Annotated in this window: 15 protein-coding genes; 12 read left to right on the top strand and 3 right to left on the bottom strand. The window is 44.1% G+C overall.

Annotated elements, in window-relative coordinates:
• The first annotated feature begins 1 nt into the window (after position 1).
• From ppa to IKB69_RS03010, 4 genes are read left to right on the top strand one after another with little or no spacing between them, the layout of a single operon-like run.
• Positions 2 to 523: an inorganic diphosphatase gene (ppa, locus tag IKB69_RS03025; RefSeq protein ID WP_290945969.1), complete on the top strand. Its 522-nt coding sequence runs from the start codon at positions 2 to 4 to the stop codon at positions 521 to 523.
• A 40-nt stretch (positions 524 to 563) separates the two neighbouring features.
• Positions 564 to 1148 (top strand): recombination mediator RecR, encoded by a 585-nt coding sequence (gene recR, locus IKB69_RS03020; protein WP_290945967.1) that lies wholly within the window; start codon positions 564 to 566, stop codon positions 1146 to 1148.
• 14 nt (positions 1149 to 1162) lie between these two features.
• Positions 1163 to 1312, top strand: a complete 150-nt coding sequence (locus IKB69_RS03015) for a hypothetical protein (RefSeq protein ID WP_290945965.1) — start codon at positions 1163 to 1165, stop codon at positions 1310 to 1312.
• Between the two features lie 8 nt (positions 1313 to 1320).
• Positions 1321 to 3336, top strand: coding sequence for a hypothetical protein (locus IKB69_RS03010; RefSeq protein WP_290945963.1), 2016 nt, complete (start codon positions 1321 to 1323; stop codon positions 3334 to 3336).
• Here the strand turns inward: IKB69_RS03010 and IKB69_RS03005 are convergent.
• From IKB69_RS03005 to panB, 3 genes are all read right to left on the bottom strand, one after another.
• Positions 3333 to 3533 (bottom strand): hypothetical protein, encoded by a 201-nt coding sequence (locus IKB69_RS03005; protein ID WP_290945961.1) that lies wholly within the window; start codon positions 3531 to 3533, stop codon positions 3333 to 3335. The two genes, IKB69_RS03010 and IKB69_RS03005, sit on opposite strands and share 4 nt — an antisense overlap.
• 308 nt (positions 3534 to 3841) lie before the next feature.
• Positions 3842 to 4879 carry a Holliday junction branch migration DNA helicase RuvB gene (gene ruvB / locus IKB69_RS03000; protein WP_290945958.1) on the bottom strand — a complete coding sequence of 346 codons (1038 nt, stop codon included), beginning with the start codon at positions 4877 to 4879 and terminating at the stop codon, positions 3842 to 3844.
• A 33-nt stretch (positions 4880 to 4912) separates the two neighbouring features.
• Positions 4913 to 5722, bottom strand: coding sequence for a 3-methyl-2-oxobutanoate hydroxymethyltransferase (panB, locus tag IKB69_RS02995; RefSeq protein ID WP_290945956.1), 810 nt, complete (start codon positions 5720 to 5722; stop codon positions 4913 to 4915).
• 99 nt (positions 5723 to 5821) lie between these two features.
• Between panB and IKB69_RS02990 the strand changes: the two genes are divergently transcribed.
• From IKB69_RS02990 to IKB69_RS02955, 8 genes are all read left to right on the top strand, one after another.
• Positions 5822 to 6571 (top strand): hypothetical protein, encoded by a 750-nt coding sequence (locus IKB69_RS02990; RefSeq protein ID WP_290945954.1) that lies wholly within the window; start codon positions 5822 to 5824, stop codon positions 6569 to 6571.
• Positions 6561 to 7469 (top strand): outer membrane beta-barrel protein, encoded by a 909-nt coding sequence (locus IKB69_RS02985; protein ID WP_290945952.1) that lies wholly within the window; start codon positions 6561 to 6563, stop codon positions 7467 to 7469. Before IKB69_RS02990 ends, IKB69_RS02985 begins: the two co-directional genes overlap by 11 nt.
• Positions 7470 to 7479: 10 nt before the next feature.
• On the top strand, positions 7480 to 8628 hold the full coding sequence (locus IKB69_RS02980; RefSeq protein WP_290945950.1) for an outer membrane beta-barrel protein: 1149 nt from the start codon (positions 7480 to 7482) through the stop codon (positions 8626 to 8628).
• Between the two features lie 93 nt (positions 8629 to 8721).
• Positions 8722 to 9216, top strand: coding sequence for a hypothetical protein (locus IKB69_RS02975; RefSeq protein WP_290945947.1), 495 nt, complete (start codon positions 8722 to 8724; stop codon positions 9214 to 9216).
• Between the two features lies 1 nt (position 9217).
• Complete coding sequence (locus tag IKB69_RS02970) at positions 9218 to 10540, top strand: sigma-54 dependent transcriptional regulator (protein WP_290945945.1); 1323 nt, start codon at positions 9218 to 9220, stop codon at positions 10538 to 10540.
• 82 nt (positions 10541 to 10622) lie between these two features.
• Positions 10623 to 12494 carry a threonine--tRNA ligase gene (thrS, locus tag IKB69_RS02965; RefSeq protein ID WP_290945943.1) on the top strand — a complete coding sequence of 624 codons (1872 nt, stop codon included), beginning with the start codon at positions 10623 to 10625 and terminating at the stop codon, positions 12492 to 12494.
• Positions 12491 to 13003, top strand: coding sequence for a translation initiation factor IF-3 (infC, locus tag IKB69_RS02960; RefSeq protein WP_290945941.1), 513 nt, complete (start codon positions 12491 to 12493; stop codon positions 13001 to 13003). The genes thrS and infC overlap by 4 nt, the downstream gene beginning before the upstream one ends.
• 40 nt (positions 13004 to 13043) lie before the next feature.
• Positions 13044 to 13441: class I SAM-dependent methyltransferase (locus IKB69_RS02955; RefSeq protein WP_290945939.1), on the top strand; the 398-nt coding region annotated here is incomplete at its 3' end.

The following is a 13441-nucleotide window of genomic DNA, read 5'->3' as shown; positions in this document are numbered from 1 at the left end:
AATGAATATAGAAAAAATCTCCATAGGAGAAATTCCTGATAAAATCAATGCTATTATCGAGATCCCTTATGGCTCAAGTGTGAAGTATGAAGTGGATAAGGATTCTGGCGCAGTGGTGGTTGATAGGGTAATGTATAGTGCGATGTTTTATCCGGCGAATTATGGCTTTATCCCCCACACGCTAGCAGATGATGATGATCCTGTGGATATTCTTGTGATTAATGAATATCCTTTGCAGGCTGGAAGTGTGATTAAAGTGCGTTTAATTGGTGTGCTTATTATGGAAGATGAGAGCGGAATGGATGAGAAGCTAATTGCAGTACCTATTAGTAAAATTGACCCGCGCTATGATGGGATCAAATCGCTAAATGACTTACCAAAAATCACACTTGATAGGATTAGAAACTTCTTTGAAACTTACAAAATGCTTGAGCCAAATAAGTGGGTTAAAGTCAAAGACTATGGCGATGTCACTCAAGCAGTAGCGATTCTACAAAAATCCATAGAAAACTTCGCTAAATAGCTTACATACAGTAACTTTGAGAGTAGTTTAAGGCGCGCTAATGAATCTCTACAAAAAGTCTCTATCGCGCTTTAGCGCGCTTGTAGATTCTTTAGAGCAGATCCCAACCATTGGGCGTAAAAGTGCGCAGAAAATTGCCTATCTCCTTGCTATAGAGAACAAATACCTAGCCCTAAAGCTTGCCCACTGCATAGAAACCTCTATCCAACATATCAGCACTTGCTCAGTGTGTGGGGCTGTGAGTGAAAATGAGGTTTGTGAAATCTGCCTTGATGATAGTAGAGACGACACGAAACTTTGCGTCGTGCTCCACCCTAAGGATATTTTTACCATTGAAGAAATGGGCGATTTTAATGGCAAATATTGGGTACTCTCCAATGAGCTAGAGCAAATCGACTTCACCCAAGTGCGCAGGCGCATTATAAGCAGGAGAATTGAAGAGGTGATATTTGCCTTTTCTCCAAGTCTTGCCAATGATGCAGTGATGCTATTTATCGAAGATAGGCTACAGGACTTACCGCTACATTTTAGTAAGATCGCTCAAGGTGTACCTACTGGGATAGGGCTTGAGAATATTGATCAGCTCTCGCTCTCTCGCGCTCTAAGCGCGCGCGTGAAGCTCTAATATAAAGGTGGAATATGGGGTTTGAGATTTTTGGAATGCGTGTGTTTGACCTTAGCGCTCCATTTGGGTATTTTGAGGCATTTAGCACGATTATTGTGGTTAGCGTGAGTGCTTTTGTCATCTTTTTACTCTTAAGAAATATGGACAACAAGCCTAGAGTCTAGGAGATTGTATGAGATGGGTGTGGTTTGGTGTATTGACTTTGCTTAGTGCTATGCAGGCAAAGACAGCTCCTCAGTGGGTAGAATCTAAAATATGCGCGGAGCAATATTGTGCCATAGGACAAGCAAGCAAGCAAGAGGGGCAGACAAGCGCGATAGCGCGCGCACTCAAAGAGCTACGACTATCGCTTAACACAAGCGTGCAAGCAGAGTATGAGCAAAGCACTGATACAAGCGGGCAGAGTATAGCGAGCGAGCGAGTTAGAATCTATGCGGGTGCGCATAATATCGGCTACAAGATTCTAGCACGCTATGAGGATAAAAGATATGTGTATGTAAAAATCCAATATGACCCTAGTAAAAAGCTTGTCGATGAAGCTCCAGCACCAGAATTCAAAGAGCTAGAAAACCTTGAGAGACTTTGTGAGGATTCTACACTTGATGGCTATTACTGCGTGAGTTTGGGCGATAAGTATCACAAAGGTGAGCTTGAGCTAGCTAAAAACGACAAACTAGCCCTTAAATACTACAAAAAAGCCTGTCTTATGGGGACATTGGAGGGTTGTGTGCTAGCGGGAGAAATCGCGCTTAAAGAGTCCAAAAAAAGTGCGCAGTGGTATTATGCGCACGCGTGTGAAAATGGCTATGGATTAGCTTGTGCTAAGAGTGCTGGACTAGAAGAAGCTGCGCGCAAGAAGCTAGATTTATATACGCAAGGTTGTAGGCTTAATGATGCACTCTCTTGCGCTTATCTTGGGGAAGTATATGCGCTAGGTTTGGCAAATTTGCAAAAAAACGCCACCAAAGCAAAAGCTCTTTATAAACAATCTTCCCAGCTTAATCAATACGGCGATGGCGCAGTGCTTTTATTAGAAGAATCTGACTTTGATAAATCAAGTATGCAAAAGCTTTGTAATCACAATAACGCTCGTGCGTGCGCACACTTGGGACAGAGTGAGCAGAATGCTAGTCTTTTGCAAAAAGCTTTCGCGCTAGGCTCTGCACAGGGGGCTTACTTTCTAGGTCTTCAAGCCAAAGAGCCTAAAACTCGGGAAAAGTTGCTTGCGCACTCTTGTGAAATCGGCGTGCAAAATGACTTCACCAAAGCGTGTGAAGCACTTGGTGATACTTTGCTAGCAAGCGATAAATCTCGCGCACAAGACTACTATGCTGCAAGTTGCAACCATCTCTTTTATGAAGAGAGTGCTTGCAAAAAGCTTTATGATCTAGTCCCTAATAAATGCCAAAATGAGAGTGTATGTCTAAGCTTTACTAGTGAGAGTGTGCCTACTGCTGTGGCGGTATCTAGCGCAGTTGATGCGATTATTGATGAAGATGGTGAACTATACCCTACTATGGTACATAAGGCTAAAAAGAAGCCCCAAGCAAGCCAAATAGGCAAAAAGCTAGAATCTATTGCATCAATTTTTACGCCAAGAGAGCCTAAGAGAGTAAAGATTGTCGGTGAGCTAGCACTTGGGGCGCACTCTATGGACTTTCCTAAGATTAGAGGTATGCATAGGATCACCGATGATAGTGCGATGGGATTTATGAGTATGGGGAGATTTGGTGTGGAGATTAGCACAGCTAGACAGCCGTTATCTTTCTATGCCGCACCATTTATAGAGCTTGTTTGGCAGGGGCTTTTTGATGTAGAAGAGTTTGCTACAGAGCAAGATGATGACAATGATGATGGCAAGGTATCCGCGATACTCTTTGGCTCTGGGGTACAAGCTGGCGTGCAGTATAAACTCTGGCGGTTTTATGGTGTAGTGGATTATATGGCAAATTTTTCGCGTATTTCTCGCAATGTAAGTGTGCCATTACAAAATGTGCTTGGCGTAGGCGTGGGTGTAGGGTGCGAGCTTGCGTTTATGCGCGTGGGTGTGCAGTATATGTATCAATCTTATGCCTATAATACCGGGACTATTTATGAGTATAGGAACTCAAGCATTTTGGTGTTAGATTCTATGAAGGTTCGCTCTGGTGCGCACGCGGTGTTTGTTACGCTAGGGGTTGGATTCTAGCTAGAATCTAGCTTAAGATGGTTTAGTGTGCGCATTGTCTGCCCTATTGCTGTGCGGTAAGGATTCGTCCCAATGATTTTGCTTTGGAGTGTCAAAAGTAAGTTGTGGGTATAGTAGTGTCCTTGGCGATTAAGTGCGATGCTTGGTGCATCGTGCTTGCTAAACTCCGCTTGCCCATAAATTTCTTGTAAGTGCAAGAGGATCATTTACTCTAGTGTGGATAATGTACCCTCTAGTAGCGCGTGGCGCGTAAGGTGTGGGCGAAGAAGTAGCTATTACCATCGCTACCGACAAGGTTTTGACAAAGTGGCGAGTATATTGCACACAGAGTTTTTAAGCTAGAATCCCTAAAAGTGCCATTCTAGCGACCATAGCCACTTGTCATACCATTGATAATAAAATCTCTATGAGTCATAATTCTCTTCAATTTTAGATTCTAGTTGTTGCTCTGTAAAAGATAAGTGTGGAACCCCAATAAAGCGCAGTAAATGCATCTATAAAGGCATTACAGCAGTCTTGGGCTTTGTAAGCGCAAAAGCTCATAAGTCTTTGTCGTGGCTATTCTCCCTCTAGCTGATCGCTCTAAAAATCCTTGCGCAAGCAAATATGGCTCAATCACATCTTGAATCGTATCTTCATCTTCGCTAATGATGGCAGCGATGGTGTTTAGCCCTATAGGCTTTTTAGCCTGCGCGATAGCATCTAAATAGCGTAAATCTAGCGCGTCAAAGCCAAGCTTATTAACCCCTAGCTCTTGTAAGGCTTGCTTGGTTGTGTTTAGGTTAATCACCGCTTCATCTTTCACATCAGCAAAATCGCGTATCCTACGCAATAGTCGCAGAGCGATCCTAGGTGTGCCTCGCGAGCGGCTAGCGATTTCTGCACTAGCAGAATCTTCTATGCCTTTATCGAGTTTTTTTGCAGCTTTTTTTATGATTTGAGCTAGCTCATCTGTGGTATAAAACTGCAAGCGAAAGTCCATACCAAAGCGATCCCGCAATGGGTGAGAGAGCATACCAGCCCTAGTTGTCGCGCCAATGAGCATAAAGCGTGGTAGATCGATTTTGATCGTTTGTGCCGCTGGTCCAGAGCCCGTGATAATATCAAGCCGAAAGTCTTCCATAGCGGGGTAGAGCATTTCTTCTATGGCTGGGCTTAGGCGGTGGATCTCATCAATGAACAAAATCTCACCCTCTTGTAGATTAGTAAGTAGTGCGGCCAGATCGCCCGCGCGCTCAATCATCGGCGCAGCAGAAACTTTGATGGGTGCACCCATTTCATTGGCAATGATGTGGCTTAGGGTAGTTTTGCCAAGTCCGGGTGGTCCAAAGAGCAGAGTGTGCATTAGACATTCTCTGCGTTTTTTCGCGCCTAAGATGGCTATTTCTAGGTTTTTTTTCACCTGCTCTTGTCCGATATAATCCCCCCAGATACTTGGTCTTAGCGATACTTCACTGCGCTCTTCAAGGCTGATTTTCTCCACGCCCACCACGCGGATATCTCTCTCATCATCTTGTGTAAAATCCAGCGAGATTTTTTCCATAATGCTCTAACTCCTTGCGCTCCTAATGCTTTTCTAGTAGCTTTCTTGCTCGTTAGGGAAAGATTGGCTACGGACATCGCTAGCATAATCGCGTACTGCCTGCTTGATTATGCTAGCACCTTGCAAATAGGTGCGCACAAATTTTGGGCTTAGGTCATCAAAGAGCCCTAACATATCACTCCACACTAGAATCTGCCCATCACACCCAACCCCAGAGCCTATGCCTATGGTGGGGATTTGTAGCTTTTGCGTAATGGCAGTAGCACAAGGCGCTATAATGCCCTCAAGTAGCAAGCCAAACGCCCCTGCTTGCTCAAATGCTAAAGCAGATTCTAGTAGCTCCCTACTCTCTATCTCATCTCTACCTTTAATCTTGTAGCCACCTTCTGCCTTGATATATTGGGGCATAAGTCCAATGTGAGGCATTACAGCTATACCTTCATTAATGAGAGCTTCTACAATGTGGAGTTTTTTGCTTGTAAGCTCTAGCTTCAAAGCATCAATTTGCGTGGCTTTGATGAGCTTAGTGGCGTTTTTTAGTGCGCTATCACGCGTGCTATAAGTACCAAAGGGCATATCTGCTATGAGAAATGAGCTTTTAACCTTGCGACAGACTGCTTGGGTGTGGTAGATGATATGCTCTAGGTTTAGACTTGTGGTATCTTTTTGTCCGCCAAAGCTCATATTAAGGCTATCGCCTATTAAAATCACATCAACTTCTCCATCAAATATCCCAGCGAAGAGCGCATCATAAGCAGTTATAGCGGTGATTTTCTCTCTACCTTTTTTGTCTCGCAGGGCTTTTAGGGTGAGCTTTTTTGTACTGCTTGGCATAGTGTTCATAGCTTCTCCTTGTGCGATGAGTTTAAACTTTATATAACTTTGATAAATCTATAATAGTGCGCTAAAGTGGTGTGTGCGATTATATCACATAAGGGCTGTATGATGAAACATAGCTATGGCAGACAATGTAGCATAAAGCTAGCTTACGCCTGTGTTTTACGCGCCCTAGCTTTGCTCTATGTTCTAGCGTGTTTGCCAAGTGCGCTACTAGCACAAGCTCCGTTTTTAGACCCAAGTAAGCCGCTTGATTATAATAACCTTGATCTCTCCTACTACCCCTATATTATTGCCTATAATGCTACCACAGATGAAGAGATTATCGATCTTGTCAATAATCTTGAAGCTTCTAATCAAAAAACAGGCATATTTATTGGGGCTTATGGAGGCTGGATTTTCCACAACGCTACTAATGCCCCTGCCTATCTCTCGGGTAGTACCTTTGCCTATGGCGCGAAAGCGGGGTATCAAAGCTTTTATCCATCGCTTTATGATACGCTCTCAATCCCAAATATCGTAGGCAGTAGAATCTATGTGCAATACTTAGGTAGTAATGCCAAGGAGCTTCGCTATTCGGATATTGGCTTTAGCGGGATTGGAGTGAGTGCGGATATTTTGATAGATCTTCCTGTGGCAAAAGGGTTAGAATCTGGCGCGATTATGGGGCTAGGGCTTTTTAGTATGACTTATGACAACAAGCCTGATGCAAGCCTTGGGGGTATGATCAATCTAGGCTTTGATGTTATTATAGATACAAAGCATCGTACAGAAGCGGAGATAAAATTCATCATCAACGATAAGCTGGACTGGTTTGGGGCGGCGACTATGGTGGGGTATAGCTATGTGTTTTAGGGTGGCGTTAGTGGTGTTGCTTGGGGTGGTGAGCGTATCCTTAGCTAGGGATTTGGTCTTGGGTAACCATGGCGACGATTTTGTGGATTTTAGGGTTGATAAAAACGCAGGCATTTTAACAAGCAGCAATTCTAGAAACGCAACTAGGCGGCAGGATTTTGGAGATAGAATTGTGGCTTTGCAAGGCGATTTAAGGGAGCATACTAGAGCGTATGTAGCTACAGAATCGTCGCGACAATCCGCGATTCTAGCCCAAAAGCCAACGCCAAAACTAAACCAAGCCCAAATAGACCAAACCAACAAAGAAAAAGAGTTATATTTCTTGCGCGCTCAATACTACCAATATCTAAAATCCCAAGCCCGTGCGCTAGAAAATCGCACGAGAAATGGTGCGTTTGTAGGTGTGGTGCTAGGGGCTAGCAATATGGACATCACGCTTCAAAGACTTGGCAAGCCCTATGGTGCTTCAATCAGTCCTTTTGCAGTGGGAGTTAGTGGGGGATATATGCATTTTATCGATTCTGCACCGCTAGGGATTCGCTTCTATGGGCAATACCTTACTGCGTGGAATTCTTCAAACAATATCCAAGATAGCGTTACTATGCAGCTTTTTAGCTTTAATCTTGATATGTTTGGGGATTTAGCGATCGCTGATGATGGCTATTATTTGGGGGCGTATGCAGGTGTGGGCGGAGGGCTGGCGATATTTGATCAAAGTCTAAAGAATGTCTATGAGCAGCATCAAATCATCGCAGGCAGTGTGCTAAACCTTGGACTTTCCGCGACTTTGGCTTACCATCATCGGCTAGAAGCTGGGGTGAAAGTCCCTCCAAGTGTGATAAATGAAAACTTCGCCTTTAGGCTTATATACCTTGTGAGTTATCAGTATCTTTTTTAAGGTGATTTGTATGCTAGGAGATAGAGGTGTGTTAGTAAGGAGCTTTGGCAGGGTGTTAGCTAGCGCACCGCTTATAATGGCGTGCTTATGGGCAAATACTTCTAATGCTTTAAACAACGACACACTCTTGCTTGATAAAAAGACTTTAGCAGGCTTGCTGGATGGTCAGGAGAGTAAGCGTGTTGATGTGGCGGAGATTTTGCGGGCTAAGGAGCGCGATTTACAGGGGAAAAACACACAAGAGAAAATTGAGCACTATGAGAAGCTTTTGCGCTCTAATGGCATCACCCCAGTACCTATGCCCTATAAGTCAGCGGATTATATACAAGCACGCTTTGCAAAAGCGGATTCTAGTACAAAGGCGCATTTAAGCAAGTATTATGCTAGCGCGGATAAGAAAAGTGGGGCATTTGCTAGCGTGATGATAGGGGCTAGCCGCCTAACGCAGATCTACACCGATGGGCTTTATAACAAAACAAACAATGTCCCTAAAGACACAGCAGGGGTTGTTTGCACAGATACAGATAAAAGTGGGTGTAAGACTAGTGGGGTGTTTAGAAATGGAGAGCAGGGGATAGAGTTTATCTCTAATCTCTTTGCCTTTGGTGGAGGGTTTGGGTATCAAAAGTTTTTTAACCCTTATTTAGGCAGTAGACTTTATGGCGATGGACTACTAAGTGCTGGTAATGAGAATATTAACAATCAGTCAGTGGGGAGCTTTTACTATGTGCTTGGGGGAATGAATGTTGATGTGCTAGCCGAGCTACCTTTTAGTTTGTTTGCTGGGCAAAATCGCGTGCTTAAAGATATGGCTGTGGGATTGTATGGGGGCTTAAGCATAGGCGTGCTACTTTTGTTTGATCAAGCAAATGAGAATCTAGTAAAGCACACAAATGGATACACTAGCAAAGATGTGCTGTGGAATTATTTGTTGCAAGTGGATTATGGCTTCAACCTTGGGATAAGCTTTTCTCTTACCTCGCGCTATAAGCTTGATTTTGGTGCGAAAATCCCTATGAGTGCGGTTGGATTGCCTAGCGAGCTACGACTTGGGCTAGAATCTCCAGCTAGCTATTCTAATGGAGAAGCCTTAGTATCGAAGGATATTGTGATTACTCGCACACCATTTTGGTATGTGAGCTTTATTACACTCTTTTAGTCGTTGTGCTATAATGCAGGCAACTTTGGCGATGTGGAGCGTGTGATGTGTGTGATAGGGGTAAGGCAGTGCTGTAAAGCAGTATGCTATGCTATGCTAAGTGTCCAACTATTGCGTGCAGACTTAATCTCTCAAGTGCGCCCACATAAGCAACCCTTACCTACAGAGATTCTAGTTCCACAAGCACTTACTCCACACTCCCTAGAATCCACTCCGCAAAAGCTAGAGTTTATCATCTCCTACAAAGCCCAAACCCACGATGGCATAATCACAGGCGAGCGATATAGCATAGCTGATCCCATCACATTAAAAGCCCATAAACTTAAAGTCGCTTACACTTGCTCACTTAACACCCCCATAAACGATTTTATCACCGATGATGAGAGCTATGCCATTAAATATATCCTAACGCACTACCAAGAAGAAGTGCTTGAGTGCTTGCGTAAGGGGCGCGCAAGAGTGCGCTATGATGGGATTATAAGCCACAATACTCGCGTGCAAGACTCTACCACCTTTGCGTTCTCGCCACAAAGGATTCTAGCCTATTTGGATAATCGCTATGTGGTTATTGATGTATTAAAGGAGTGAGATGAAAATCGCAATCGTAGAAGATGACATTAATATGCGAAAGAGCTTAGAGCTGTTTTTCGCCGAGCATAAGGACTTACATATCGTCTCGTTTCGTAGTCCAAAAGATGCGCTCAAAGAGCTAGATTCTAGCTATCAGCTTGTTATCACAGATTTGAATATGCCCCATATGAATGGACTAGAGTTTTTAAAGCAGCTCAATAATCGCTATGAAATGATTGTCATCACTGGTAATGCCACGCTACACTCTGCGATAGATTCTATACGACTTGGGGTGAAAGACTTTTTTCAAAAGCCCTTTGAGCCAGAGTTATTGCTTGAGGCAATCTATCGTAGCAAGAAGGTCATAGAGTTTCAAAAATCCCATACCAAAACCACCACCAAAGCAAGCACTACCATCAACCGCCACAATCCCTTTGTCGCCATAAGTCCATCGCTAGAGTCTATAAAGGCACAAGTGCTAAAAGCCGCGCCTACAGATTCTAGTATTTTGCTTATGGGGGCTTCTGGCGTGGGGAAAGAAGTATTTGCGCGCTTTATTCACGAGCACTCCACTAGAAGCAAGAAACCCTTTATCGCTATCAATATGGCAGCAATCCCAGAGCATTTGCTAGAATCTGAGCTCTTTGGCTATGAGAAGGGTGCATTTACCGATGCCATAGCGACAAAGCAGGGGCTTTTTGAGCTAGCAGATGGTGGGACGCTGTTTTTAGATGAGATAGGCGAAATGCCCATAATGCTCCAAGCAAAGCTACTGCGCGCAATCCAAGAAAAAGAAGCCACAAGGCTTGGGGGCTCTAAGCCTATAAGCTTTGATGTGCGCTTTGTTTCCGCGACTAATGCCAACTTGGAGCAAAAAATCGCGCAAAAAGCCTTCCGCGAAGATCTTTTCTACCGCTTGCAGACAATCCCTGTGCTAATCCCACCGCTAAAAGAGCGTATAGAAGAGATTCTACCTATTGCGCAGTGGAAACTAGATCTAGTCCTAGCTCAATACAATCTCCCGCCAAAAACTTTCACCAAAGAAGCTAAAGAAGCTCTGCTTTCTTATGAATGGCACGGCAATATTAGAGAGCTACTCTCTGTGATTGAGCGTGCAGCAATTCTTAGTGATGAGGTAATTACGCCAAAGGATCTCTTTTTAGATTCTCGTAAAACACGCGAGTCAAGCAAAATCGAGTTTTTAGAAAAGCAGCTTTTATGCGAGGTGTTGCAAGATAGCGATAATGACATAGCCAAGGCGAGCAAGATTCTAGGAATGAGTGAGGAGATTTTGCAATATAAGCTTGCTAAATACGACATACAAGCTGTATCAAAGGACTAGTTTTAGTGAAAAATAATCGATTGTGTGCTAGTATCGCGCTTTCACAAGGTAACAACCTAAAAATAGTGATTATAGGAGAGCAATGAGCGAGATCATAGGATTTAAGCAAGCAAGCGGAGAGATCATCGATCTGCAAAGCATAGCATTAGAGCGTGGGGAGTCGCTAGCGATATTGCGAGAAAAGCTACAAAAGCACTTGATTGACACAAGTGCGTATGGAGAGGTGATCCACTTTGATAATTCTGCTCTAGCACTTGCGATTATCCGCCACTCTTGCGCCCATCTTCTAGCTCAAGCAATCAAGCAGCTCTACCCTGATGCGAAGTTTTTCGTAGGACCGGTGGTTGATGAGGGATTTTACTACGACTTTAAGACAAGCAGTAAAATCGGTGAAGAAGACTTAGAGAAAATCCAAGCGCGTATGAAAGAGCTAGCAAAATCTGGCGATATGATAGAAAAGTCCGTGATCACACGCGCGCAAGCACAGGAGCGATTTGGCAATGATGAGCTAAAGTGTGCGGTGATGAGTCGCATACAAGGTGATAGCTTTGGGATCTATGAGCAGGGGGACTTTGTCGATTTATGTCGCGGACCGCATTTGCCTAGCACGAAGCTTTTGCATAGCTTTAGTCTTACCAAGCTTGCTGGGGCGTATTTGGGTGGTGATGAGCGTGCGGAAATGCTTATTAGAATCTATGGCATAGCCTTTGCGGATAAAGAGAGCCTAAAGGCGTATTTGCACCAATTAGAAGAAGCCAAAAAGCGCGACCACAGAAAGCTAGGGCAAGAAATGGGGCTTTTCACCTTTGATGAGCAGCTAGGGGCTGGACTACCTATTTGGCTACCTGCTGGGGCGAGATTGCGTAGGCGTATAGAAGAGCTACTTACTCGCGCACTCATTATGCGCGAGTATGAGCCTGTACGCGCCCCTGAGATTTTAAAAAGTGAAGTATGGAAAATCAGTGGGCATTATGACAACTACAAAGAAAATATGTATTTCACAACTATCGATGAGGTCGAGTATGGTATAAAGCCGATGAACTGCGTGGGGCATATCAAAGTTTATCAGCATAGCAAGCGTAGCTATCGTGAGCTGCCTCTCAGATTTTATGAGTATGGAGTGGTGCATAGACACGAGAAAAGTGGCGTGCTACACGGACTTTTGCGCGTGAGAGAATTTACTCAAGATGATGCGCATATCTTTTGTATGCCAAGCCAGATAGAGAGCGAGGTGCATAGTATCTTAGATTTTACTAGAAGGATTATGGGGGCATTTGGCTTTAGCTATGAAATGGAGCTATCCACACGCCCGGAGAAATCTATCGGTGATGATGTGGTGTGGGAGATTGCTACAAATGCCTTGCAATCCGCACTAGAATCTAGCCAGATCCCTTACAATATCGATGAAGGCGGTGGGGCATTTTATGGACCTAAGATTGATATTAAGATTACTGATGCTATTGGGCGCAAGTGGCAGTGTGGGACAATCCAAGTAGATATGAATTTGCCCGAGCGGTTTGGGCTTGAATACATTGATGAAAATAACCAAGCCAAGCGACCTGTAATGCTACATCGCGCGATACTGGGGAGCTTTGAGCGATTTTGTGCGATTTTGTGTGAGCATTTTGGCGGGGAGTTTCCTTTTGCCATTGCGCCTACGCAAGTGGTGATTATCCCCATTTCTAGTGATCAGCAAGAGTATGCGCGCCATATCCAGCTAGTGTTGCGAGAAGCGGGTGTGTATGCTGAGATTAGTGATAAAAACGAGACCCTTAGTAAGCGCGTGCGTAGTGCAGAGAAACAGCGTGTGCCGATTATTGCAATCATCGGCGCAAAAGAAGTGGAATCTAAAATGCTTGCAGTGCGAGATAGGAGAGCTAAAGAGCAAAGCAATATTACAGAAGGAGAGTTTATAGCGATGATAGAATCCAAAAAAGAAGAGGTGAGCTTTTGAGCAAAGAAGAAATTTTGCTAAATGAAGATATACGCTTTAGTGAGGTTCGATGTATTGATGATGATGGCTCTACTTACGGGATCATCTCAGCAAGTGAGGCAAGGGAGTTTGCAAGGGAGAAAGGCTTAGATTTGGTATGTATCTCGCCTAGTGCCAAGCCCCCTGTGTGCAAGATTATGAACTATGGTAAATACCGCTACCAGTTAGAAAAGAAGCAAAAGGAAGCTAAGAAAAAGCAAAAACAAATAGACATTAAAGAGATCAAGCTCTCTGTCCAAATCGCGCAAAATGACATCAACTACAAAGTCAAGCACGCCAAAGAGTTTATCGCAAGTGGTAAGCATGTGCGCTTTAAGGTTGTGTTAAAGGGTAGGGAGACTAGCGACCCGCAGCTTGGTGTAGTGGTGCTAAATCGTGTAAGAGAAATGATGGATGAAGTCGCCCAACCAGAGAAAGAGCCAAAAACAGAAGGACGCTTTGTAAGCTGGCTTTTTGTCCCTAAACGCTAGATTCTAGCTAGATACACTTTCATACTACTAAGGAGTTTTAATGAAGCAAGGAGATTTTACACAAGTCGCCGCCCACTACCACAACCGCCCCGCATATAGCACTATGCTTTTACAAAAATTAGTGGCTTGTATCAATGATGGGCACAAGCCGTTACAAGATTTGCAAGTGGTAGAAGTAGGGGCTGGCACAGGCAAGCTTACCGCACTGCTTGGTGATATGGGGCTACAAGTGCGTGCTGTTGAGCCAAATGACGCGATGCGGGAGAAAGGTATAGAGCACACAAAGGACTATGCAAATATTGCGTGGCATAAAGGTTCTGGTGAGCAGAGTGGGCTAGAATCTAGTAGCGCGGATTGGGTGATTATGGCTAGCTCGTTTCACTGGACTAATCCTGCAAAATCTCTCCCAGAGTTTGCTCGTGTCTTAAAAACGGGGGG

The sequence above is a fragment of the Helicobacter sp. genome, from assembly GCF_017502485.1.
Lineage (GTDB): Bacteria > Campylobacterota > Campylobacteria > Campylobacterales > Helicobacteraceae > Helicobacter_B.
The sequence above is the reverse complement of the archived record's forward strand: the minus strand, read 5'-3'. Positions and strand labels throughout refer to the sequence as shown.